15 protein-coding genes are annotated in these 22555 nt (G+C 61.2%); 7 read left to right on the forward strand and 8 right to left on the reverse strand.

Features of this window, described 5'->3' with window-relative positions:
• Positions 1-48: 48 nt before the first annotated feature.
• From ntrC to glnA, 6 genes are all read right to left on the reverse strand, one after another.
• Positions 49-1485, reverse strand: coding sequence for a nitrogen regulation protein NR(I) (gene ntrC / locus J3Q04_RS01945; protein ID WP_420766328.1), 1437 nt, complete (start codon positions 1483-1485; stop codon positions 49-51).
• Positions 1482-2567, reverse strand: a complete 1086-nt coding sequence (gene glnL, locus J3Q04_RS01950; RefSeq protein WP_420766327.1) for a nitrogen regulation protein NR(II) — start codon at positions 2565-2567, stop codon at positions 1482-1484. Before glnL ends, ntrC begins: the two co-directional genes overlap by 4 nt.
• Positions 2568-2821: 254 nt before the next feature.
• Positions 2822-3448: a DUF4124 domain-containing protein gene (locus J3Q04_RS01955; protein WP_420766326.1), complete on the reverse strand. Its 627-nt coding sequence runs from the start codon at positions 3446-3448 to the stop codon at positions 2822-2824.
• Positions 3445-3960 carry a DUF4124 domain-containing protein gene (locus J3Q04_RS01960; protein WP_434608252.1) on the reverse strand — a complete coding sequence of 172 codons (516 nt, stop codon included), beginning with the start codon at positions 3958-3960 and terminating at the stop codon, positions 3445-3447. The genes J3Q04_RS01955 and J3Q04_RS01960 overlap by 4 nt, the downstream gene beginning before the upstream one ends.
• Before the next feature lie 232 nt (positions 3961-4192).
• Complete coding sequence (locus J3Q04_RS01965) at positions 4193-4750, reverse strand: chorismate mutase (RefSeq protein ID WP_434608251.1); 558 nt, start codon at positions 4748-4750, stop codon at positions 4193-4195.
• 121 nt (positions 4751-4871) lie between these two features.
• Positions 4872-6278: a type I glutamate--ammonia ligase gene (gene glnA / locus J3Q04_RS01970; RefSeq protein ID WP_014336114.1), complete on the reverse strand. Its 1407-nt coding sequence runs from the start codon at positions 6276-6278 to the stop codon at positions 4872-4874.
• Positions 6279-6605: 327 nt separating this feature from the next.
• Here glnA and thiI point away from each other — a divergent pair, with 327 nt between their 5' ends.
• Both thiI and typA read left to right on the forward strand, forming a co-directional pair.
• Positions 6606-8060, forward strand: coding sequence for a tRNA uracil 4-sulfurtransferase ThiI (thiI, locus tag J3Q04_RS01975; protein WP_420766324.1), 1455 nt, complete (start codon positions 6606-6608; stop codon positions 8058-8060).
• Between the two features lie 134 nt (positions 8061-8194).
• A complete protein-coding gene (gene typA, locus J3Q04_RS01980) occupies positions 8195-10015 on the forward strand; it encodes a translational GTPase TypA (protein ID WP_420766323.1) in 1821 nt (606 codons plus the stop codon).
• 217 nt (positions 10016-10232) lie between these two features.
• Here the strand turns inward: typA and J3Q04_RS01985 are convergent, their stop codons facing one another.
• Positions 10233-10670 carry a YkgJ family cysteine cluster protein gene (locus tag J3Q04_RS01985; protein WP_003196865.1) on the reverse strand — a complete coding sequence of 146 codons (438 nt, stop codon included), beginning with the start codon at positions 10668-10670 and terminating at the stop codon, positions 10233-10235.
• Between the two features lie 254 nt (positions 10671-10924).
• Here J3Q04_RS01985 and J3Q04_RS01990 point away from each other — a divergent pair, with 254 nt between their 5' ends.
• From J3Q04_RS01990 to J3Q04_RS02010, 5 genes are all read left to right on the forward strand, one after another.
• Positions 10925-13375, forward strand: coding sequence for a glycogen/starch/alpha-glucan phosphorylase (locus J3Q04_RS01990; protein WP_434561124.1), 2451 nt, complete (start codon positions 10925-10927; stop codon positions 13373-13375).
• Positions 13376-13665: 290 nt separating this feature from the next.
• The gene (locus J3Q04_RS01995; RefSeq protein WP_434608248.1) at positions 13666-17289 is read left to right on the forward strand and encodes a DUF2339 domain-containing protein; all 3624 of its coding nucleotides are present in this window, start codon (positions 13666-13668) and stop codon (positions 17287-17289) included.
• Positions 17286-18656 (forward strand): DUF3999 domain-containing protein, encoded by a 1371-nt coding sequence (locus J3Q04_RS02000; RefSeq protein ID WP_434608246.1) that lies wholly within the window; start codon positions 17286-17288, stop codon positions 18654-18656. The genes J3Q04_RS01995 and J3Q04_RS02000 overlap by 4 nt, the downstream gene beginning before the upstream one ends.
• A 248-nt stretch (positions 18657-18904) precedes the next feature.
• Positions 18905-19915 (forward strand): class 1 fructose-bisphosphatase, encoded by a 1011-nt coding sequence (locus tag J3Q04_RS02005; protein WP_420767001.1) that lies wholly within the window; start codon positions 18905-18907, stop codon positions 19913-19915.
• 3 nt (positions 19916-19918) lie between these two features.
• Complete coding sequence (locus tag J3Q04_RS02010; protein ID WP_434608244.1) at positions 19919-20515, forward strand: DUF924 family protein; 597 nt, start codon at positions 19919-19921, stop codon at positions 20513-20515.
• Between the two features lie 133 nt (positions 20516-20648).
• Here J3Q04_RS02010 and J3Q04_RS02015 read toward each other — a convergent pair whose 3' ends face one another.
• Positions 20649-22541, reverse strand: a complete 1893-nt coding sequence (locus tag J3Q04_RS02015; RefSeq protein ID WP_434561116.1) for a methyl-accepting chemotaxis protein — start codon at positions 22539-22541, stop codon at positions 20649-20651.
• Between the last annotated feature and the right edge of the window lie 14 nt (positions 22542-22555).

Genomic DNA, 22555 nt, shown 5'->3' on the forward strand with positions numbered 1-22555 from the left:
GCCTGCTCGCGATTGGGCCTTCAAATTCAGTGAAGGATCAAAGGCTGATCAACCCTCATCTCCCTCATCATCATCCCCACCATCGACCTTCATCCCCAATTCCTTGATCTTGCGGGTCAAGGTATTGCGGCCCCAGCCCAGCAGCACGGCGGCGTCGCGGCGGCGGCCGGCGGTGTGCTTGAGGGCGGTCTCGATCATGATGCGTTCGAAGCTCGGCACGGCGCTGTCCAGCAGGCTCGATTGGCCGCGGGCCAACGCCTGGTCGGCCCACTGGCGCAGGGCCTGTTCCCAATTGGTCACCGGCGCCGAATCTTGTGGCAGGCTCAACAGCTCGGGTGGTAGGTCGCTGATATGCACTTCGCGCCCCGAAGCCATTACCGTGATCCAGCGGCAAGTGTTCTCCAATTGGCGCACGTTGCCGGGCCATGGCAGGTTCTTGAGGTATTCCTCGGTTTCGCTCTTGAGCAGCTTGGGCTCCACGGCCAGTTCCTGAGCGGCACGGCCAAGGAAATGCCGGGCCAGGGTCGGGATGTCTTCGCGGCGGTCGGCCAGGCGCGGTATGTGGATGCGGATCACGTTCAGGCGATGGAACAAGTCTTCCCGGAATTTACCGGCGTGGACCAGGGTTTCCAGGTTCTGGTGGGTCGCGGCGATGATCCGCACATCCACCTTGACCGGCGTATGGCCGCCCACGCGATAGAACTCACCGTCCGCCAATACCCGAAGCAGGCGGGTCTGGGTGTCGGCCGGCATGTCGCCGATTTCGTCAAGGAACAAGGTGCCGCCATCGGCCTGTTCGAAGCGTCCGCGTCGAAGGTTGGCCGCGCCGGTAAACGCACCTTTTTCATGGCCGAACAGCTCGGATTCCATCAGATCCTTGGGAATCGCCGCCATGTTCAAAGCAATGAATGGCGACGCCGCCCGGGGACTGTGACGGTGGAGGGCATGGGCAACCAATTCCTTGCCAGTGCCCGACTCGCCGTTGATCAGCACGGTGATGTTGGAATGGCTCAGGCGGCCGATGGCGCGAAACACTTCCTGCATCGCCGGCGCTTCGCCGATGATTTCCGGGGTGCGGGCCAGGGCTGGCACTTCTTCCAGGCCTTGTTGTTCCTGGGCATGCTGGTTGGCGCGCTTGACCAGGGACACGGCTTCGTCGACGTCGAACGGCTTGGGCAGGTATTCGAACGCACCGCCCTGGTAGGACGCGACAGCGCTGTCCAGGTCCGAATGAGCGGTCATTATGATCACCGGCAAGCGCGGATGCTGCTCGCGGATCCTGGCCAGCAGGTCCAGGCCACTGGCGCCGGGCATGCGGATGTCGGAGATGATGACGTCCGGCTGCTGACGGGCCAGGCGGCTCATCACCCCATCGGCGCTGTCGAAGCTCTGGGTGGTCATGCCTTCCTGTTGCAAGGCTTTTTCCAGGACCCAGCGGATAGAACGGTCGTCATCGACGATCCACACGGTTTCACTACGGCTCATGTCGATGTGGCTCCTTGTTCCAGTGGCAGGAAGATCGAGAAAGTGGTGTGGCCAGGGTGGCTTTCACATTCGATCAAGCCCTGATGCTGACTGATGATGTTCTGGGTGATGGACAGCCCCAGCCCGGTACCGTCCGGGCGGCCGCTGACCATGGGAAAGAAGATGGTTTCCTGCAGCTCGGCAGGGATCCCCGGGCCGTTGTCGATGATTTCGATCTTGGTCACCAGGCGATGACGCACATGGCCGATGGTGAACTGGCGCATGGCGCGGGTGCGAAGGCTGATGCGGCCCAGGCGCAGCTCGTTCTGGCTGCTGATGGCCTGCATGGCGTTGCGCACGATGTTCAGCACGGCCTGGATCATCTGCTCGCGGTCGATCAGGACGTCGGGGATGCTCGGGTCGTAGTCGCGCACCAATGTGATGCAGCCCTGGCTTTCCGCTTCGACCAGGCTGCTGACGCGCTCCAGCACTTCGTGGACGTTGCACATCGCCAGGGACGGAAGCTTGTTCGAGCCGAGCATGCGGTCCACCAGGTTCCGCAGGCGGTCGGCTTCTTCGATGATGACGTTGGTGTAGTCCTTGAGGCTTTCTTCCGGCAGCTCACGCGCGAGCAACTGCGCCGCGCCACGTATGCCGCCAAGCGGATTCTTGATCTCGTGGGCGAGGCCGCGCACCAGCATCTTGCTGGTTTCCTGCTTGGACAATTGCGCCTCTTCCTTGGTGATGCGCAGCAGGCGATCACGGGGATGGACTTCGAGCAACAGGAGGGTGGCGTGGTTGTTCAGGATAGGCGTTACCGCGTAGTCGACGGTCAGGGTCTGGCCGGTCAGGGCGGTAAGCATGGCTTCGCGCTTGGTGAATGGGTGGGCCTGCTCGACGGCCTGGCGCAGGGAGTTGAGCGCTTCGGCGGATTCGGTAAACAGTTCGCTGATGAACTGCCCATGGCTGCGCTGGCCACTGACAGCCAAGAGCATCTCCGCCGCCGGGTTCATGTACTCAAGGCGCAGTTCGGCGTCGAGCAGGATGGTCGCGGTGGTGAGATTGTCGAGCAGCAAGCGGTGTAGTGCGTCGCTAATGGTCATCAGGACCTCTTTTAAAGCGTAGCAATTGGAGGCAAGCCCTCAAATTGCGCGCGCGATTAATGCGCTGATACCAGGAAAATGCAAAAACCAAACCAAGGCTCCGAAAAGAAGCGTTTAAAGCCTCAATCAGCCTTTGTGCGCTCGTTTACGCGGCGTTCTGCCAGCGCTTTCGGGTAGTTTCGAACCAAAATGGGTTGGTATCTGGGTAGGGCGTGCGGAGCCCGCACCAATATGGTGCTCCATCTCCAGGGGCATTAGAAGAACGGCAGGATGCTGCTTTCTTCTTCCTTGGGCTTGTCGGCGAGCGGGCATTCGGGACGTTGGCCGTAATCGGCCTTTGTACAAGGTTTGACGCGGCGCTTCTGTGCCAGGGACATGCGCTGCATGTGGAAGGGTTGGTTGGCGGTGCGTTCGACGATACGGTCTTGCTCATCGAGGATTTCAACCGCCAGTTGATGGCTGCCACGGTCGATATTCTTCAACGCGAATACCGGGCTGGGCCCTGCGGCGCCGGTGGGTTTGCCATCCAGCAGCAGGCGGTAGCGATGGCCTTTCTGCAGGCCGGGTTCGCTGGTGGCGGTGACGATCAGCTCCCCGGCGGTGCTGCGTATCGTGGCGTCCGGTTCGGGAATCAGCAGCCGGAGCATCTCGTAACGAAACAATGGTTCGGGTCGCGGTTCCTCCGGTGGCGCCGTTGAGGTTGTACCCGGGGGCGGCGCCTGCATCCGGTTGCCCGGTGATAGCTGCAGTTTCTTGGCATTGCCGGGGCGGGGCTGGTCGGTGAAGACACGATTGCCCTGGGCGTCGATGTAGGTATAGACCTGCGCCAGGCCCGGCGATGCGCTCAACAGCAGGGCTGCGGCGAGTAACCAGCGGCTCAAGGAACGTGTACCCGCTGCACGGTGAAGGTGACGGTTTCGCTCTGCTGCACCAGGCGCTCGCCGTCGATGACCTGGACTGCGAGGCTGTGCTCGCCGCGATCGATGTTCATCAATTGCAGCCGTGGCACATTGCTAGGCTGGCCATAGGGCTGGCCGTCCAGCAGCAACCTGAACAGATGGGGGCTTTGCAGGCGCGGTTGTGTCCGAACGCCGACGGTGAAGGTGCCATTGTTGGCGCGCAGGGCCTCATCGGTTGGAATGTCGGTCAGTTCCAGCAGGTCGTAGGCGTTGCGCGGCGCGTCGTTGTTTTGCGCAGGTGCGGGCGTTTCCGGGGTGGTCGGAGCCTGGGTTTCAACGCTGTTGAGCGGCGGCAACTCCACCGCCTGGGCCGGCACGCCGTCGGGCGGCTGGTTGCTGTAGGCGGTGTTGCCGTTGGCGTCGGTGTATTTGTAGATCTGCGCGGCGGCGGGCAGCGTCAGCAGCAATAAAAGGAGAATTGAACCGCGACCCATGGAGGATTGACCGTAAAACAAAAGTGATGGGTAGCAGCATAGGCCAGGGTGGGCGGTTGGCCAAAGAAGTTGCATCAACCTTTGTGGGTTGTGGTGTGCCTGGTTTTTGGCCGACGCAAATCCAGCGTGGGAGCGAGCCTGCTCGCGAAAGCGGCGTGTCAGACGCCGCGATGCTGAGGCTGCCGGCCCATTCGCGAGCAGGCTCGCTCCCACAGGGTTTTGGAAATATTTCTCAGGATTTCGGGGAGATACACAGTCCGCCGGTTGCCCGGATCAGGGCCAGCCGGTGCACCGGGTGCTGTTTGTTGTGGTGGGTGGCCTGGGCCAGCCATTGCGGGCACTGTGGATCGGTGCGGTAGGGCGCGAAGTCGGCCAGTTGTTGCAGCAGGCGTTTTTGCAGGCGGTCGAGTTTAGGGCGGATCTCGCCTACCAGGTCCGGGCGCGGCAGGTCTGGCGCCTTGCCGTCCAGGGCCCAGTCGGACAAGTTGATGTATTGGACCAGTTTGTTGGCTTCTATCTGGGCGGCGAAAAACGCCTCCACCGTCTCGCCGTTCAGCTTGTAGGTGGGCGCCTGGGCCACGGCGGCGGCAATGACTTCGCGCTCGCGCGGACGGTCCTCTACGGGTTTGCCACTGTCCCATTTGCTCAATGCCACTTGATCTGCGATCAGCAGGCGTTCGCCGATGGCATTGAGCAACGGCGTCAGGGCGTCGGGGGCGTTGCTGGCCTCGGCTGTGGAACACAGCAGTGCGGCAGACAGGGCGAGGCAAATCTTCAAGCGGGAAGTCATTGGCGATCTCGTCTTGTAAGGGAAGCGGCGCACCATCATGCACGCATCCTGCGCCCATAAAAAAGGCCTCCCGAAGGAGGCCTCTCTTTAGTTCACGCCGTGCGTGGCGGCGCTTACTGGATCAGCAGCTGTAGTACAGCTCGTATTCCAGTGGGTGTACGAAGGTGCGAACCTTGATTTCTTCTTCGCTTTTCAGTGCGATGTAAGCGTCGATGAAGTCATCGCTGAATACGCCGCCCTTGGTCAGGAACGCACGGCCCTTGTCCAGCTCTTCCAGGGCTTCTTTCAGGCTGCCACAAACCTGTGGGATTTCCTTGGCCTCTTCAGGCGGCAGGTCATACAGGTTTTTGTCAGCGGCATCGCCAGGGTGGATCTTGTTCTGGATACCGTCCAGGCCGGCCATCATCAGTGCAGCGAAGGCCAGGTATGGGTTGGCAGCCGGATCCGGGAAGCGCGCTTCGATACGGCGGGCTTTTGGGCTGTTAACGTAAGGGATACGGATCGAGGCGGAACGGTTGCGAGCCGAGTAGGCCAGCATGACCGGGGCTTCGAAGCCTGGTACCAGACGCTTGTAGGAGTTGGTCGACGGGTTGGTGAAGCCGTTCAGGGCCTTACCGTGCTTGATGATGCCACCGATGAAGTACAGGGCAGTGTCCGACAGACCGGCATAACCTTCGCCAGCGAAGGTGTTCTTGCCGTCCTTGGAGATCGACATGTGCACGTGCATGCCCGAACCGTTGTCGCCGTACAGAGGCTTCGGCATGAAGGTCGCGGTGCGGCCGTAGGCGTCGGCAACGTTGTGTACGCAGTACTTCAGGGTCTGGACTTCGTCAGCCTTCTTCACCAGTGTGTTGAATTTCACACCGATTTCGTTCTGGCCGGCAGTTGCCACTTCGTGGTGGTGAACTTCGACGGTCTGGCCCATTTCTTCCAGTGCGTTGCACATGGAGGTACGGATTTCGTGGTCGAAGTCGAACGGTGGAACCGGGAAGTAGCCGCCTTTGATACCTGGACGGTGGCCTTTGTTGCCGCCTTCCACGTCCTGGTCGGACATCCACGAACCTTGTTCGGAGAAGATCTTGAACATGGAGCCGGAGATATCGGACTTGAACTTGACCGAGTCAAAGATGAAGAACTCAGGCTCTGGACCGAAGAAAGCGGTGTCGCCGATACCGGTGGACTTCAGGTATTCCTCGGCGCGGTGGGCAATGGCGCGTGGGTCGCGGTCATAACCTTGCATGGTCGAAGGTTCGATGATGTCGCAGACCAGGATCAGGGTCGGCTCTTCGGTGAACGGGTCCAGGACGGCGGTTTCGTCGTCCGGCATCAGGATCATGTCGGAGGCTTCGATGCCTTTCCAGCCGGAGATGGAAGAACCGTCGAACATCTTGCCGATTTCGAAGAATTCGTCGTCCAGCGCATCACGGGCCGGCATGGTCACGTGATGTTGAGTGCCTTTGGTGTCAGTGAAGCGCAGATCAATCCACTTGACGTCATGATCTTTGATGAGTTGAACCGACTTCGACATATGTCCTCCGGGTGGCTTCGGGCGGGTAGTGGAGTGCCCTTAGATATGGGTGATGCCGGCGCGAATACTCTGCCAAGGCAACCTGCCTCACAAGGGAGCAAATTGCATGCCAGTGCCCCACCATGGGTTTTTTGCACCAAATCCACGCTTTTACAGGCGCAAATCAAAGATTGTCAGACAATAACGCACTGCAATGTGGCGCCGTCAATCGATAATGACCCGTTTTGGTGCATGAAAAACCATCTGCACATAAACTGGTTAAACCTTGAGCAATTTCCGCTATAATCCGCGCCCCCTTTTTCGGCTGGCCGTTCGCGCGCTGTTTTCATGAAACTAATCGTAAAAGTCTTCCCCGAGATCACCATCAAGAGCCGCCCGGTACGGATGCGTTTCATCCGCCAGTTGGCCAAGAACATCCGTGCCGTGCTCCGTGACCTGGACCCGGCCGTCGTGGTGAACGGTGTGTGGGACAACCTCGAACTGGAAACCCGCGTCAGCGAACCCAAGCTGCTGAAGGAAATGACCGAGCGCCTGAGCTGCATGCCGGGCATCGCGCATTTCCTGCAAGTTGACGAGTACCCGCTGGGGGACTTCGACGATATCCTCGCCAAGTGCATGCTCCATTATGGTGATGCACTGGCCGGAAAGATCTTTTCGGTCCGCTGCAAGCGCGCCGGCAAGCACCCGTTCAGTTCCATGGACGTGGAACGTTATGTCGGCAGCCAGCTGCGCCGGCAGTGCGGCGCCGCCGGGATTTCGCTGAAAGATCCGCAGGTTGAAGTGCGCATCGAAATTCGCGACCAGCGGTTGTTCGTGATCCACAGCCAGCACGACAGCATCGGCGGTTACCCGTTGGGGTCACTGGAGCAAACGCTGGTGCTGATGTCCGGTGGCTTCGATTCCACCGTCGCCGCTTACCAGATCATGCGTCGCGGCCTGATGAGCCATTTCTGCTTCTTCAACCTCGGCGGGCGCGCCCATGAGCTGGGCGTGATGGAAGTGGCGCACTTCATCTGGAAGAAGTACGGCAGCTCCCAGCGCGTGTTATTTGTGAGCGTGCCGTTCGAAGAAGTCCTGGGCGAGATTCTCGGCAAAGTCGATAACAGTCATATGGGCGTCATTTTGAAGCGTATGATGTTGCGTGCCGCGACGAGCATCGCCGACCGGCTGCACATCGACGCGCTGGTGACCGGCGAGGCGATTTCCCAGGTATCGAGCCAGACGCTGCCGAACCTGTCGGTAATCGACTGCGTGACCGAGAAACTCGTGCTGCGCCCGCTGATCGCCAGCCACAAGCAGGACATCATCGACACGGCGAACGAGATCGGCACCGCCGATTTCGCCCGGCACATGCCCGAGTACTGCGGGGTCATCTCGGTCAATCCGAAGACGGCGGCCAAGCGCGGGCGCGTGGAGCACGAAGAGAAAGAATTCGACATGGCGGTACTCGAGCGCGCGATCGAGAACGCCAGGCTGGTACCGATCGATCGGGTCATCGACGAATTGGGCCAGGACATCCAGATTGAAGAAGTCGGCGAAGCGCTGGCCGGTCAGATCATCATCGACATCCGTCACCCGGACGATGCTGAGGACGACCCGCTGAGCATCGCCGGCGTCGAGGTACAAACGATGCCGTTCTATGCAGTGAACGCGCGTTTCAAGGAACTGGACCCTACTCGCCAGTACCTGCTGTATTGCGACAAAGGCGTGATGAGTCGCCTGCATGCTCACCATTTGCTCAGTGAGGGGCATGCCAATGTGCGCGTTTATCGACCGAGCTAAGTGCCCGGGGCTGTTTGCCTGTGGCCTGCGTCACCGGCCCCCCGACGCCGCCGACACGCTGTAACTGTCGGACTCTACTGTAAATCGCTGCCACGACCTGTCAGCACACCGAATCCTCTGATCGAGATACACAAGTGATCGAAAATCTACGCAACATCGCCATCATTGCTCACGTTGACCATGGTAAGACCACCCTGGTAGACAAACTCTTGCGTCAATCCGGCACCCTGGAGCGCAACGAGCTCAACGACGAGCGCGTGATGGACTCCAACGACCAGGAAAAAGAGCGCGGTATTACCATCCTGGCGAAAAACACCGCCATCAACTGGAACGGCTACCACATCAACATCGTGGACACCCCGGGCCACGCCGACTTCGGTGGTGAAGTAGAGCGCGTGATGTCGATGGTCGACTCCGTGCTGCTGCTGGTTGACGCCCAGGACGGCCCTATGCCGCAAACCCGTTTCGTGACCAAGAAGGCCTTCGAAGCCGGCCTGCGTCCGATCGTGTGCATCAACAAGGTTGACCGTCCAGGCGCGCGTCCGGACTGGGTTCTGGATCAGATCTTCGACCTGTTCGACAACCTGGGCGCCACCGAAGAACAGCTGGACTTCAAAGTCGTCTACGCCTCGGCCCTGAACGGCATTGCCGGTCTGGACCACACCGACATGGCTGAAGACATGACCCCGCTGTACCAGTCGATCGTCGACAACGTACCTGCACCGGCCGTTGACCGTGACGGTCCGTTCCAGATGCAGATCTCGGCACTGGACTACAACAGCTTCCTGGGTGTGATCGGTGTTGGCCGTATCGCCCGTGGTCGCGTCAAGCCGAACACCCCGGTCGTGGCTATCGGCGCCGACGGCAAGCGCCGCAACGGTCGTATCCTGAAGCTGATGGGTCACCATGGCCTGCACCGCGTTGACGTCGAAGAAGCTGCCGCCGGCGACATCGTCTGCATCAGCGGTATGGACTCGCTGTTCATCTCCGACACCCTGTGCCACCCGGACACCGTTGAAGCGATGAAGCCGTTGACCGTCGACGAGCCGACCGTTTCCATGACCTTCCAGGTCAACGACTCGCCATTCTGCGGTAAAGAAGGCAAGTTCGTGACGTCCCGTAACATCAAGGAACGTCTGGACAAAGAGCTGCTGTACAACGTTGCACTGCGCGTTGAAGAAGGCGACTCGGCTGATAAGTTCAAGGTTTCCGGCCGTGGCGAACTGCACCTTTCGGTACTGATCGAAACCATGCGTCGCGAAGGCTTCGAAATGGCTGTAGGCCGTCCGGAAGTGATCATCCGTCTGGTTGACGGCGTGAAGCACGAACCGTTCGAAAACGTCACCATCGACCTGCCGGAAGAATCCCAGGGCAAGGTGATGGAAGAGATGGGCCTGCGTAAGGGCGACCTGACCAACATGGTGCCGGATGGCAAAGGCCGTGTACGTCTGGAATACAACATCCCTGCTCGCGGTCTGATCGGTTTCCGTAACCAGTTCCTGACCCTGACCAACGGTGCTGGCATCCTGACCTCGATCTTCGACCGTTACGACGTGATGAAGTCGGGCGACATGTCCGGCCGTCAGAATGGCGTTCTGGTTTCGGTTGAAACCGGTAAGGCACTGACCTACTCCCTGGAAACTCTCCAGGCGCGTGGCAAGCTGTTCGTCGAGCACGGCCAGGAAATCTACGGCGGCCAGATCGTTGGTCTGAACAGCCGTGACAACGACCTGGGCGTGAACCCTACCAAGGGCAAGAAGCTCGACAACATGCGTGCTTCGGGTAAAGACGAAACCATCGCCCTGGTTCCACCTGTTCGCTTCACTCTGGAACAGGCCCTGGAATTCATCCAGGATGACGAGCTGTGCGAAGTGACGCCTAAGTCGATCCGCCTGCGCAAGAAGATCCTGGACGAAAGCGAGCGTACCCGCGCCGCCAAGAAAGCCAAGGCCTGATTTAGCCCAGGCTGAATGAAAAACGCCCCCGGTTGTGAGACCGGGGGCGTTTTTTTGTGCCCGGTTTTATGGAGTGCCTGTGAGGGCCCCTTCGCGAGCAGGCTCGCTCCCACAGTGGTTCTTTGTCGGACGCAAGATTGTGAACAACATAAGGCCCTTGTGGGAGCGAGCCTGCTCGCGAAGACGGTATTGCAGGCGCCGCTAAACCCTCAGTCGATCAAAATTTGTCCAGCGTCCGCGGATTCCGCTCGCGCTCCACTTCCTTGGGCTTGTACGCGCAATAACCCGGCCGTGGCCCGACCCGTGGATGGTTGCGGCAGGTGTCCGGGCGCTTCTCATAGATGGTGCACAGCCGGCTCTTTCGGTCCAGGTACAGGCAATCGTTGTTGCTCATGCGTTGCAACGTGAAGATTTCCGATTTCTGGTTGTAGCGCTCGACGATCCCTTCCTTTTGCAGGCGCTTGGCGATGTTCTTCGGCGGGTCGCCCAGTTCGAACTCATCGACGATGCCAATCCGGATCAGATCCTTGATCTTCACCTCCACCGGCAGCGTGCAGCAGCTCGACACGCAGGAACCGCACATCGGGGCGGAGTACTTGGCCCAGGTATCGAGTCGGTCGATCTCCGCGGCGGCGATCAGGTTGGGCTTCATCATCGGTGTGTACCAGCATGCATCAGGGCGCGCGATCATACCGGGACTGGTGAAATTTTGAACGACCATCTGCCGGTTTTTTTTGCGTCCCGACAAAACCCGCCCTTACCGGCACGGCCCCTGCATTCATTCGTCCATCGGCAATTCCTTGGCGACGATTCTCCGGCGCCGACGGAAAAACCACCGAACCAAGAGCCTTTACCGTCTGTCAGACCGACTAGGCTCAGACAATTCCATGCTCGTTCGAGGTCTCATCAATGACTCAAGAACCACTTGTTCGCGAAGCTGAGGTTGCGGCATTTCGCGACGCTGTGTTGACCAAACTCACTTATGCCGTCGGCAAGGATCCCGATCATGCGTTTGATCACGATTGGTTCGAAGCCATCGCCCTTGCCGCCCGCGACCACATGGTCGAACACTGGATGGACCACACGCGGCAGATCTACCGCAAGGGCCAGAAGCGTGTCTATTACCTCTCCTTGGAATTCCTCATCGGCCGCCTGCTCTACGACAGCCTGAGCAACCTCGGCCTGCTGGACACCGCCCGCGAAGCGCTGACCGAGCTGGGTGTCGACCTGGAACGCATCCGTCTGCTGGAGCCCGACGCGGCCCTGGGCAACGGCGGCCTTGGCCGTCTGGCGGCGTGCTTCATGGAAAGCATGTCGACACTGGGTATCGCCGGTCATGGCTACGGTATTCGTTACGAACACGGCTTGTTCCGCCAGGCGATTGTCGATGGCTGGCAACAGGAGCAGACCGAGCACTGGCTGGATTTCGGCAACCCCTGGGAATTCGAGCGGCCTGAAGTCGTCTACCCAATCGGCTTTGGCGGCAGCGTCGAAACCGTCACCGACGAAACCGGCAAGACTCGCCAGGTGTGGTCCCCGGCCGAAACCGTGCGGGCCATCGCCTATGACACGCCGGTGGTCGGCTGGCGCGGCGCGAGCGTCAATACCCTGCGCCTGTGGCGTGCCCGGGCCATGGAAGAACTGCACCTGGAGCGCTTCAATGCCGGCGACCACCTCGGCGCCGTAGCCGAAGTGGCCCGGGCCGAAAGTATTTCCCGCGTGCTGTATCCGGCCGACAGCACCGAGGCCGGCCAGGAGTTGCGCCTGCGCCAGGAGTACTTCTTTGTCGCCGCTTCGCTGCAGGACTTGCTGCGTCGTCATCGCAACATGCACACCTCGGTGCTGACCCTGGGCGATCACGCGGCGATCCAGCTCAACGACACGCACCCGTCCATTGCCGTGGCCGAGCTGATGCGCCAATTGGTGGACGTCTACGATGTGGCGTGGGACGCGGCCTGGCAGATCACCCAGGACACACTGTCCTACACCAACCACACGTTGCTGCCTGAGGCCCTGGAAACCTGGCCGGTAGGGTTGATGGAGCGCATGCTGCCTCGGCACATGCAGATCATCTACCTGATCAACGCCCAGCACATCGATTCGCTGCGGGCCAAGGGCGTGCATGATTTCGACGTGCTGCGCTCGGTGTCGCTGATCGAGGAAGACAACGGTCGCCGGGTGCGCATGGGCAACCTGGCGTTCCTCGGCTCCCACAGCGTCAACGGCGTGTCCGGGTTGCACACCCAGTTGATGCGCAGCACGGTGTTCTCCGAGCTGCACAAGCTCTATCCAGAGCGAATCAACAACAAGACGAACGGCATCACTTTCCGCCGCTGGCTGTTCCAGGCCAACGCTGAATTGACCTCGATGATGGTCGACGCTCTGGGGCCTGGCGTGCTCGACAACCCCGAGGAACGGCTGATCGAGCTGGAGCCGTTCGCCGACAAGCCGGCGTTCCGCAAGCAGTTCGCCGAGCAGCGCCTGCACAGCAAGAAAGCCTTGGCTTACTTGATTCACGAGCGCCTGGGCATCGCCGTCAACCCGGCGGCGATGTTCGACGTGCAGGTCAAGCGCATCCACGAGTACAAACGCCAGTTGCTCAACCTGCTGCACACCGTGGCGCTGTACCAGGCGATTCGTGCCGAGCCGGAAGTGGACTGGGTACCGCGGGTAAAGATCTTCGCCGGCAAGGCCGCCGCCAGTTACCACCAGGCCAAGCTGATCATCAAGCTGACCAACGACATCGCCCGGGTGGTGAACAACGACCCGACCGTGCGCGGTCTGCTCAAAGTGGTTTTCCTGCCCAACTACAACGTCAGCCTGGCCGAAAGCATCATTCCGGCGGCGGACTTGTCGGAGCAGATTTCCACCGCCGGTTTCGAGGCGTCGGGCACCAGTAATATGAAGTTCGGCCTCAACGGCGCGCTGACCATCGGCACCATGGATGGCGCTAACGTGGAGATGCACGAGCGCGTCGGCGATGAGCACATGTTCATCTTCGGCCTGACTGCCGAGCAGGTGGAAGCGCGCAAGCGCAACGGTGAGTTCAGCGCCGCGCCGGACATCGCCGCCTCCCATCGCCTCAACGATGTGTTGCAGGCGATTCGGGGCGGGGTGTTTTCCCCGGACGATCCGATGCGCTACACCGGATTGGTGGATTCGCTGGTGGACTACGACCGCTTCCTGGTCTGCGCCGATTTCGATGCCTACTGGAACGCCCAGGTGAAGGTCGAAGAGAAGTGGCACGACTCCAAGCAATGGTGGCGCTCGGCGGTGCTCAACACCGCGCGCATGGGCTGGTTCTCCTCGGACCGGACCATTCGCGAATACGCCACCGATATCTGGAAAGCGCTGGAATAACGCTTGCGAGAAATGTGAGCGAAGCCCAACGACGGTTGGGCTTCGTCGATATACTAAGCGCCTGATTCGCCGGGTTGTGAAGCCGGATTCAGTACTGGAAGCGCCAACGATCCACTGTGGGAGCGAGCTTGCTCGCGATAGCGGCATGTCAGGCAAGATCACTGTCGCCTGAAACGACGCCATCGCGAGCAAGCTCGCTCCCACAGGGTTTTGGGGTTTCCACTAGACTGATCCAGGCACCGCATCCTCCCGGTCATGCCCGCTAGGGGCCGCTTAGGGATATCGACCATATGCAATGGATTTTGACACTGTTGGGCCTGGCACTCGGCTGGGTGGTGGACGAGTCGTTCGCCGATGCGCTGATAGGCGCGTTGGTCGGGCTCGGCATCGCCCAGTCGTTTCGACTGGGGCGCTTGGGTATCCAGGCGGCCAAGCAACAAATCCTGTTGCAAGAGGCCCAGCAGAGTCTGCTCACCTTGGAAGCGCGGCTGGCGGTGCTCGAACGCGGCAAGGCCGCCCAGCCGAGTGATCCGGCGCCGGCGGCCGAGGCCGTCGCGCCCCAGGCTCCAAAACCCGAAGCCCGCACCGAGCCGGAGCTGGTCTGGGAACTGCCGCCAGACCTCGAACCCATCTCCGTCATGAGCACCCAGGCCAGCCAGCCGTTGCCTGATGAAATCTGGAGCCCTGCGCCGGCCGCTTCCAGCCGTCCCTCCAATCGTGACTTTGCGCCGTTGCCCCTTGAATCGACGTCGCCTGCGCCTGCGGTTCCCCGTGGCCCGAATCTGCTCGATCGCGCCATCACCGCCGCGCGCAACTGGCTGTTCGGCGGTAATACCGTGTTGCGGGTCGGGGTGGTGTTGTTATTCCTCGGCCTGGCATTCCTGTTGCGCTACGCCACCGAAGGCATGGTGGTGCCGATCGAATTGCGCTATGCCGGCGTCGCGGCCAGCGCGCTGGGCCTGTTGGGCCTGGGCTGGTGGTTGCGCCAACGTAACAACAGTTATGCATTGATGCTCCAAGGCACGGGCATTGCGGTGCTGTACCTGACCGTGTTTGCCGCCATGCGCCTGCATCCATTGCTCGATTCCAAGGCAGCGCTGGCCTTGCTGGTGGCGGTCACGGTGTTCTCGGCGATCCTGGCGGTCACCCAGAATGCCATGGGCCTGGCGGCGGCCGCGGCGCTGGGCGGGTTTGCCGCGCCGATCCTCACCTCCACCGGCAGTGGCAACCACGTCGGGCTGTTCAGCTATTTCATCCTGCTCAACGCCGGCATCCTCGCGATTGCTTGGTTCAAAGCCTGGCGCCTGCTCAACCTGATTGGCTTTGTTGGTACTTTCGGCATTGGTTTCGCCTGGGGTTTGCGTTCCTATACGCCGGAATTGTTGTGGAGCACCGAACCGTTCCTCATTGTGTTTTTCCTGATGTATTTGGTGATCGGCTTGCTGTTCACCCGGCGCAAGCTGATGGAAATGAGCGATGGACCCGACGATGACAGCCGCGATGCGATGTTGCGCTGGTCGGCCCGCAAGGGTGACTACGTCGATGGCAGCATGCTGTTCGGCCCTCCGTTGGTAGGCTTCGGTTTGCAGTTCGCGTTGGTCCAGCACCTGGAATTCGCCGCAGCGTTCAGTGCTTTGGCCCTGGGCATGATCTACATGGGTCTGGCCCGCGTATTGATGGGCGGTCGCGCCGTGCTGCTGGCTGAAACCTGCCTCGCCTTGGGCGTGATTTTCAGCAGTCTGGCGATTCCGCTCGGCCTCGATGCCCGTTGGACTGCCGCGGCATGGGCGGTGGAGGGCGCCGGCATCTTCTGGCTGGGCCTGCGCCAACAACGGCCCTTCGCGCGAGTCTTTGCCCTGTTGCTGCAATTGGGTTCGGCGCTGGCCTTCGTCAGCGAATTGCATTCAGGTGAAGGCAGCCTGCTGGAAGGTTCGTGGCTGGGTGCGTTGATGCTCGGTGGTGCCTTGCTGTTCAGCTTCTATCAGTCGCGCAAGGCAGAGCCTGACCATATCGCGAGCTGGGAGCGCCAGGGCCAACCCGTGCTGGCGGTGCTGGGCCTGGGCTTCCTTTATTTGCTGGCTCCTCTGTTCTTCTCCACCCACGGCACCGCCATCGCTTGGGCATTGGCCGGCCTGGCGACGCTGTTCGTTGGCCTGCGCCTGCAATCACGTAGCTTCTTGTTTACGGCGTTCGCCGTGCAACTGCTGGGCGGTGCGTTGTTCCTGGTGCGCCTGCAAGGTGCGGACGGGGATTCGACGGCCGTGTTCAGCGCTGGCTGGAGCGGTTTGCTCAGTGCTTCGCTGATTGGCCTGGCATTGATCGGCGGCATGCTGCTGGCGGCGCGCGACGACATGGTGCGCAACGATGTGCGGTTGCTGCGTGGCTTGTCGGTGGTGTTGCTGGCGGGACTGGTGCTGATCAATCTCGCGGTGCTCTTCGTCCTGCCTTGGCAAACGGCGAGCGGCGTGTGGGCGGCCAGCGGCCTGTTGATCATCTGGTTGAGCCTGTACCTGAAGCAGCGGGTGAGTTTTGTCTTTGGCTTGCTGCTGCAATTGCTGGGCGGTGCGGCGTTCCTCACTGCGGGGCCGGCGCTGTTGGGGGCGCTCGATGCCGAGGATCTTCGCCCGCTGGCCCACAGCGGTTTCTGGACACCATTGGTTCTGGGACTGGCGGCGCTGGTGGGTGCATGGCGGCTGCAACGGGCGCATTCGGCGAAGGAGCTCGACGCCTTGAGTTTGCGGCGCCTGTCCGAGCTGTTGCTGATTTGGGGTGCCGGTTGGTGGGCGCTGGCATGGGTCAGCGAAGTGCTGCGCTTTGCCCCGGCCAACCTGCAAGGCAGCTTGTTGCTGATGGTGGCGGCGGCCAGCGTGGCGGTGTGGAGCGTCTTGTCGCTGCGTTTGAAATGGCCGGCGCTGGGGCTGTTGGGCACCTTGCTGATCCCGGCGGCGGGCTGTGTGCTGGTGGCGACCGGGCACAGCCGTTACCACCCGGCGGCGGATTTCGGTTGGCTGGCCTGGCTTGCGGTGTTCGCCGTGCATTTCATGTCCTTGAAACGGCTCGCGCCGATACTGCCGGCCCAGGCGCGCAGTACGGCTCATGTGCTCGGCTGCTGGCTGCTGATGACGGTGTTGATGCTGGAGCTGCGTTACGGCCTGCTGTTGCTGTCTGAGCAATACAACGCCTGGCGCTGGTTGGCCTGGGCGATCCTGCCGAGCCTTTACCTGGTGCTGGTGTCAACGCCGCGCAGCTTGCCCTGGCCGGTATCGGCTCAACCGCGCGAATACCGAGTCTACGCGGCGGCACCGATGGCGCTGTTGATGCTCGGTTGGTTCTGGCTGACCAACACCTTCAGTGACGGCAACTCTGAGCCACTGCCCTATGTGCCGTTGCTCAATCCCTTGGAGCTGGGCCTGCTGTTCGCCTTGTTCGGTATTTACGTGTGGGCCCGCAACGCCGTGGAGCAGTCGACAAACCGTTGGAGTCGCGTCGGGCATATCGCTCAGTTGACCGCCGGTGTGTCGCTGTTCGCGTTCTTCACTGCCGTGGTGATGCGCTGTGCGCACCAGTGGATGGGGGTTGCGTACGAACTGGATGCGTTGCTTGAATCCATGTTCGTGCAGGCCGGTCTGTCCATCGTCTGGACCTTGATTGCCTTGGGCCTGATGATCGGCGGTCACCTGCGCCATCGCCGTGAGGTGTGGCTGATCGGCGCCGCGTTGATTGCTGTCGTCGTGGCCAAGCTGTTCTTCGTCGAATTGAGTAACCGTGGCGGTCTGGCGCGGATCGTGTCGTTTATTGGGGTGGGCGTGTTGTTGCTGGTGGTCGGCTATTTTGCGCCGCTGCCACCGAAACGTCCGGAGCCGGCCGCCGATGCCGAGCCGCCGATGCCTGTCAGTGAGGGAGTGTCGTCTTGAGTCGCAAGTTAAGTCGAATCGGGTTGGGCGTGGTCGGGCTGTGGGCAGCCTTGTCGGCGACGGCGCAGGAGCAACCGCAGGATTTTGCCCATCAGGTGCCGTTGGCCTTGAGCGGCGAGGGGCCGTGGTATCGCTTGCCGTTACCGTTGGACGTCCAGTTGCAGGCGCGGCAAACCGACCTCAGTGACCTGCGGGTCTTCAACGCCGCCGGGCAGGCCCAGGCCTATGCGTTGTTGCGCGAGTCGGCTCAGAGCCGGGAGAATCGCACCCTCACCGATGTGAAGTGGTTCCCGTTGTACAACGCCGCGGACGACAGCGAGCGCGCGCCCAGCGTGCGGGTGCAATCGAACGCCAACGGCACGTTGGTGCAAGTGCAGCCGTCCAGCCGACTCGAAGCGGGGGAAGAAGAACTGCGCGGCTGGCTGCTCGATGCCAGCGCAATCAAGGCACCGTTGCAGCAGTTGATTCTCGACTGGACCAGCGAGCGCGACGGCTTCCAGCGCTTCACCATCGAAGCCAGCGATGACTTGCAGCATTGGCAGGCCTGGGGGGAAGGGCAGGTCGCCCGGCTGACATTTGCCGATGAGCGGGTCGAGCAGCACGAAGTGAACCTGCCCGGGCAATCGGCGCGGTACTTGCGGTTGCTGTGGGATTCTCCGTCCTCGGCGCCGGTGCTGACCTCAGCCCAACTGCAAAGCGCCAGCCGCGAAAGCCTGCCGCTGCCGTTGGTCTGGTCGCAACCGCTTGCCGGCAATACGACGAAGGCCGGTGAGTACACATGGCAGTTGCCGATGGGGCTGGACATCGAGCAGGTGCAGGTGGAGCTCAGCCAGGCCAACAGCCTGGCGCCGGTGACCCTGGCCGGTCGCCGTGAAAGCAGCCATCCGTGGCAGCCGATGGGCGGTGGCTTGCTCTATCGCCTGACCCAGAACGGTCAGGACGTGCAGCAAAACCAGCTGCAGTTGTCCGGCCAGACCGTTCAACAATTGAAGCTGACGGTGGATGAGCGCGGCGGCGGTCTGGGCACCGAAGCGCCTGCGCTGCGTTTTGCCGTGCGTGCGACCCAGGTGGTGTTCCTGGCACGGGGCGAAGGGCCATACCAGCTGGCACTGGGCAGCGCGACGGTAAAGGCGGCCAACTTGCCGTTGACCACGCTGATTCCGGATTACAAACCGTCACGCCTGGCGGCGCTGGGTGCGGCGAAGGTGAACGGAACCACTACGTTGACGCCAACGGTTGAAGCGGTGCCTGCGGTCGTTGACACCAACTGGAAGAAAATGGGCTTGTGGGCGGTGTTGCTACTGAGCGTGCTGTTCCTCGCGGCGATGGCGTTCAGCCTGTTGCGCAAGCCGCCGGTCAAGAACTGAGGTGTGTTCATCGTCGGATCGCCGCCCGGAGCAAGCTCGCTCCCACAATAGACCGCATTCGTTAGAGCAACTCGGTCAACTTGTGGAAGCGAGCTTGGTCGCGATGGCGCCTTGTCAATCAACATAAATACCCAAGCGGGCCCCACCCCGTGAACTCAATCCTCCATATCCCGTCTCATAGGAGGAATTAAGTCCCGACTCGCGCTAAACTGCGCGGGTTTTCCGCCCCCTATTCTTCGGAGCCGTCCATGTCCCGCGTTACCTTGAGTCGCTATTTGATTGAGCAGACCCGCAGCAACAATACCCCTGCCGATCTGCGCTTTTTGATCGAAGTGGTGGCGCGTGCATGCAAGGAGATCAGCCACGCCGTGTCCAAGGGCGCGCTGGGCGGTGTCCTGGGCAGCATGGGCACCGAGAACGTGCAGGGCGAAGTGCAGAAGAAGCTCGACGTGCTCTCCAACGAAATCCTGCTGGAAGCCAACGAGTGGGGCGGTCACCTGGCCGGCATGGCGTCCGAGGAAATGGACAATGCCTACCAGATCCCGGGCAAATACCCGAAAGGCGCCTACCTGCTGGTATTCGACCCGTTGGACGGCTCGTCGAACATCGACATCAATGCGCCGGTCGGCACAATCTTCTCGGTACTGCGTTGCCCGAACGAATACCTGAGCCAGAACGAAGCCTTGAATGAAAAGGCCTTCCTGCAGCCCGGCACCGAGCAAGTCGCCGCCGGTTACGCCATCTACGGTCCTCAGACCATGCTGGTGCTGACCCTGGGCGACGGCGTGAAAGGCTTCACCCTGGACCGCGAGATGGGCAGTTTCGTCCTGACCCACGAAGACATCACCATTCCTGAAACCACCCAGGAATTCGCCATCAACATGTCCAACCAGCGTCACTGGGAAGCTCCGGTACAACGCTACGTCAGCGAGTTGCTGGCCGGTGAAGAAGGCCCGCTGAAAAAGAACTACAACATGCGCTGGGTGGCCGCGATGGTTGCCGATGTACACCGCATCCTGACCCGAGGCGGTCTGTTCATGTACCCGCGCGACAGCCGCGAGCCGTCCAAGCCGGGCAAGCTGCGCCTGATGTACGAAGCCAACCCGATGTCGTTCCTGGTAGAGCAGGCGGGTGGCGCTTCCACCGACGGTCGCCAGCGCATCCTCGACATCAAGCCTGAGGGCCTGCACCAGCGAGTTGCGGTATTCCTCGGTTCGAAAGAAGAAGTGGCACGCGCCACGGCTTACCACAAGGAGTAAACCATGACCGGGCCTTGGCAGCCGTTGCTCGATTGGTGGTTTGGCACAGCCCAAACGCCGGACGAAATAGCGGCTGACAAGGGCAAGCTGTGGTTTGGCAAAGGCCATGATCGCCAGGCGCAAGAGCGCTTCGGCGAACAGGTCGAGCAAGCACTGGCCGGCGGATTGACCGATTGGGCGCAACGCCCGGAAGGTTGGCTGGCCCTGGTGCTGCTACTGGATCAGCTCCCGCGTATGATCTTTCGCAACACGCCCAAAAGCTTTTCCGGCGACTTGCGTGCCCAAGCGTTGGTGGCCCAAGGCCTGACGGCAGGTTTCGACCAGCAACTGCGGCCAATCCAGCGTGTCTTCATCTACCTCGTCCTCGAACATTGCGAAAACCTCGCGGTGCAGAACGAAGCCGTGTCGCGGTTCGTCAAACTGGTCCGGGAGCAACCCGAGGCGCAGCGTGCGGTGTTCGAAGACAACCTGGATTATGCCGAACGGCATCAGAAGATCATTGCCCGGTTCGGACGTTTTCCCCATCGCAATGCGGTGTTGGGGCGTGAATCCACGGCGGATGAGCTGGAGTTTTTGAGCAGGCCTGGGTCCAGGTTCTAAATTGCGTCGTGGCTGCTGTTGCCATCGCGAGCAGGCTCGCTCCCACATTGGGTTTCTGTTTGAGCGCAAAAAGCGCGTCCGCTGAAGATCTACTGTGGGAGCGGGCTTGCTCGCGAAAGGGCCCTTGAGAGCACTAGATCCGGAAACTACCCACCAACTGCTTCAACCGCGCCGCCTGCTGTTCCAGGTCGGAACAGGCCCGCAAGGTGGCTTGCAGGTTTTCCACGCCTTCCTGGTTCAGCGTGTTGATTTCATTGATGTCGACGTTGATCGATTCCACCACGGCGGTCTGTTCTTCGGTGGCGGTGGCCACGGACTGGTTCATGCCGTCGATCTCGCCGATGCGCTGGGTCACGCTGCCCAGTCGTTCGCCGGCCTGGTTGGCGATGCCGACGCTGCTTTCGCTCTGGCGCTGGCTATCGGTCATGGTCAGCACCGCTTCCCGCGCGCCGACTTGCAACTCTTCGATCATCTTCTGCACTTGCTGCGCCGAATCCTGGGTGCGGTGGGCCAGGTTGCGCACTTCGTCGGCGACGACCGCGAAGCCGCGACCGGCTTCACCGGCCCGGGCCGCTTCGATGGCGGCGTTCAGGGCAAGCAGGTTGGTCTGCTGGGAAATGCTGGTGATCACTTCGAGAATCTGGCCGATGTTCACCGTGTTGCTGTTCAGGGTTTCGATGTTGCCGCAAGAATCGCTGATCTTGGCTGACAGCTGTTGCATCGCCGTGATGGTTTTATCCACCACTTGCTGGCCATCTTCGGCCAGGTTGCGGGCCTCGCTGGAGTGCTGCGAGGCGAGGGCGGCATTCTGGGCAATTTCCTGGGCTGCGGCGCCAAGCTGGTTGATGGCCGCGGCCACGCTGCTGGTGCGCGAGGCTTGCTGGTCGGAGTTGTACATCGACGAATTGGAGGCGCTGACGACACGCAGGGCGACTTCATTGACCTGGCCCGTTGCGGAAGCCACTTCGCGGATCGAAGCGTGGATACGCTCGACGAAACGGTTGAACGAAGTGCCCAGCGCGCCGAATTCATCATGGCCGTGGATGGTCAGGCGGCGGGTCAGGTCGCCTTCGCCTTCGGCGATGTCATGCATGGCGCGGCCCATGATCAGCAGCGGTTGCATCAATACACGGATGAGCATGCTCAGCAGGGCGATGATGAACACCACGGCAATGACCATGGCAATCAGGGCCGAGGTGCGGAACTCGCTGAGCATCGCCAGCGCCGCGCTCTTGTCGAGCACCAGCGCCACGTACCAGTCGGCGCCGGGTACGCCGGCGACTCGGGTAAAGGAAATGAACTGGGTCTTGCCGTCGAGCTCGACTTCCTTCATGCCCGGGCTGACTTGCGGCGCACCGTTGGGATAGGCCTCGGCGAGGGTCTTGAGCACGCGCTTGCTGTCAGGGTGGACGAGGATCTTGCCATCGGCGCTGACGATGAACGCATGACCATGTCCGCCGAAGTTCAGCGAGTTGATGATGGCGCTGACGCTGGTCAGGTCGATGTCCGCCCCCGCCACGCCGATCATCTGGTTCTGGCGCTGTACCGGCGTGGCAACGGTGATCACAAGCTTGCCCGAAGACGCGGCGATGTAGGGTTCGGTGACGACGGTCTGTTGGGCGCTGTTGGCGGCCTTGTACCAGCCACGGGCGCGCGGGTCGTAGTCGGCGGCGCGATTGCCGGCCGGCACCGAAAACATTACGCCGTCGGTGCCGCCAAAATAGCTGAGCTGAAAATTGCCGGTGTAGGCAGGCAGGCCCACCGCGCGTTTCAGGCTGTCGGCACTGCTGCCATCGATGGCGATTTGCTGGGCCAGCGATTGCAGCAGTTGGATCCGGCCTTCGACCCACGTCTGGATATTGCGGCTGGTCAGGCTGCCGAGCTCCTGCATGGAGGTCTCGGTGCTGGAATACAGACTTTGTCGTTGGCGGTAATCGTTGAACAGGATGAAACAGGCGAATGCGACGGCCACCACAAGGGCGGCAGCCAACAGGATTTTGTGGCTAAATTTCATGTTTCTGGTCATTAAGAACGCTACCG

The sequence above is a fragment of the Pseudomonas sp. D4-21 genome (assembly GCF_051132125.1).
In the GTDB taxonomy this organism is placed as follows: Bacteria; Pseudomonadota; Gammaproteobacteria; order Pseudomonadales; family Pseudomonadaceae; genus Aquipseudomonas.

Bases quoted from the DNA above. Each gene is read 5' to 3' on its own strand.
- ntrC (WP_420766328.1), bottom strand. From the start codon at position 1,485: ATGAGCCGTAGTGAAACCGTGTGGATCGTCGATGACGACCGTTCTATC.
- thiI (WP_420766324.1), top strand. From the start codon at position 6,606: ATGAAACTAATCGTAAAAGTCTTCCCCGAGATCACCATCAAGAGCCGC.
- J3Q04_RS02015 (WP_434561116.1), bottom strand. From the start codon at position 22,541: ATGACCAGAAACATGAAATTTAGCCACAAAATCCTGTTGGCTGCCGCC.
- glnA (WP_014336114.1), bottom strand. From the start codon at position 6,278: ATGTCGAAGTCGGTTCAACTCATCAAAGATCATGACGTCAAGTGGATT.
- J3Q04_RS01965 (WP_434608251.1), bottom strand. From the start codon at position 4,750: ATGACTTCCCGCTTGAAGATTTGCCTCGCCCTGTCTGCCGCACTGCTG.
- J3Q04_RS01990 (WP_434561124.1), top strand. From the start codon at position 10,925: ATGACTCAAGAACCACTTGTTCGCGAAGCTGAGGTTGCGGCATTTCGC.
- J3Q04_RS01960 (WP_434608252.1), bottom strand. From the start codon at position 3,960: ATGGGTCGCGGTTCAATTCTCCTTTTATTGCTGCTGACGCTGCCCGCC.
- J3Q04_RS01985 (WP_003196865.1), bottom strand. From the start codon at position 10,670: ATGATGAAGCCCAACCTGATCGCCGCCGCGGAGATCGACCGACTCGAT.
- glnL (WP_420766327.1), bottom strand. From the start codon at position 2,567: ATGACCATTAGCGACGCACTACACCGCTTGCTGCTCGACAATCTCACC.
- J3Q04_RS02005 (WP_420767001.1), top strand. From the start codon at position 18,905: ATGTCCCGCGTTACCTTGAGTCGCTATTTGATTGAGCAGACCCGCAGC.
- J3Q04_RS02010 (WP_434608244.1), top strand. From the start codon at position 19,919: ATGACCGGGCCTTGGCAGCCGTTGCTCGATTGGTGGTTTGGCACAGCC.
- J3Q04_RS01995 (WP_434608248.1), top strand. From the start codon at position 13,666: ATGCAATGGATTTTGACACTGTTGGGCCTGGCACTCGGCTGGGTGGTG.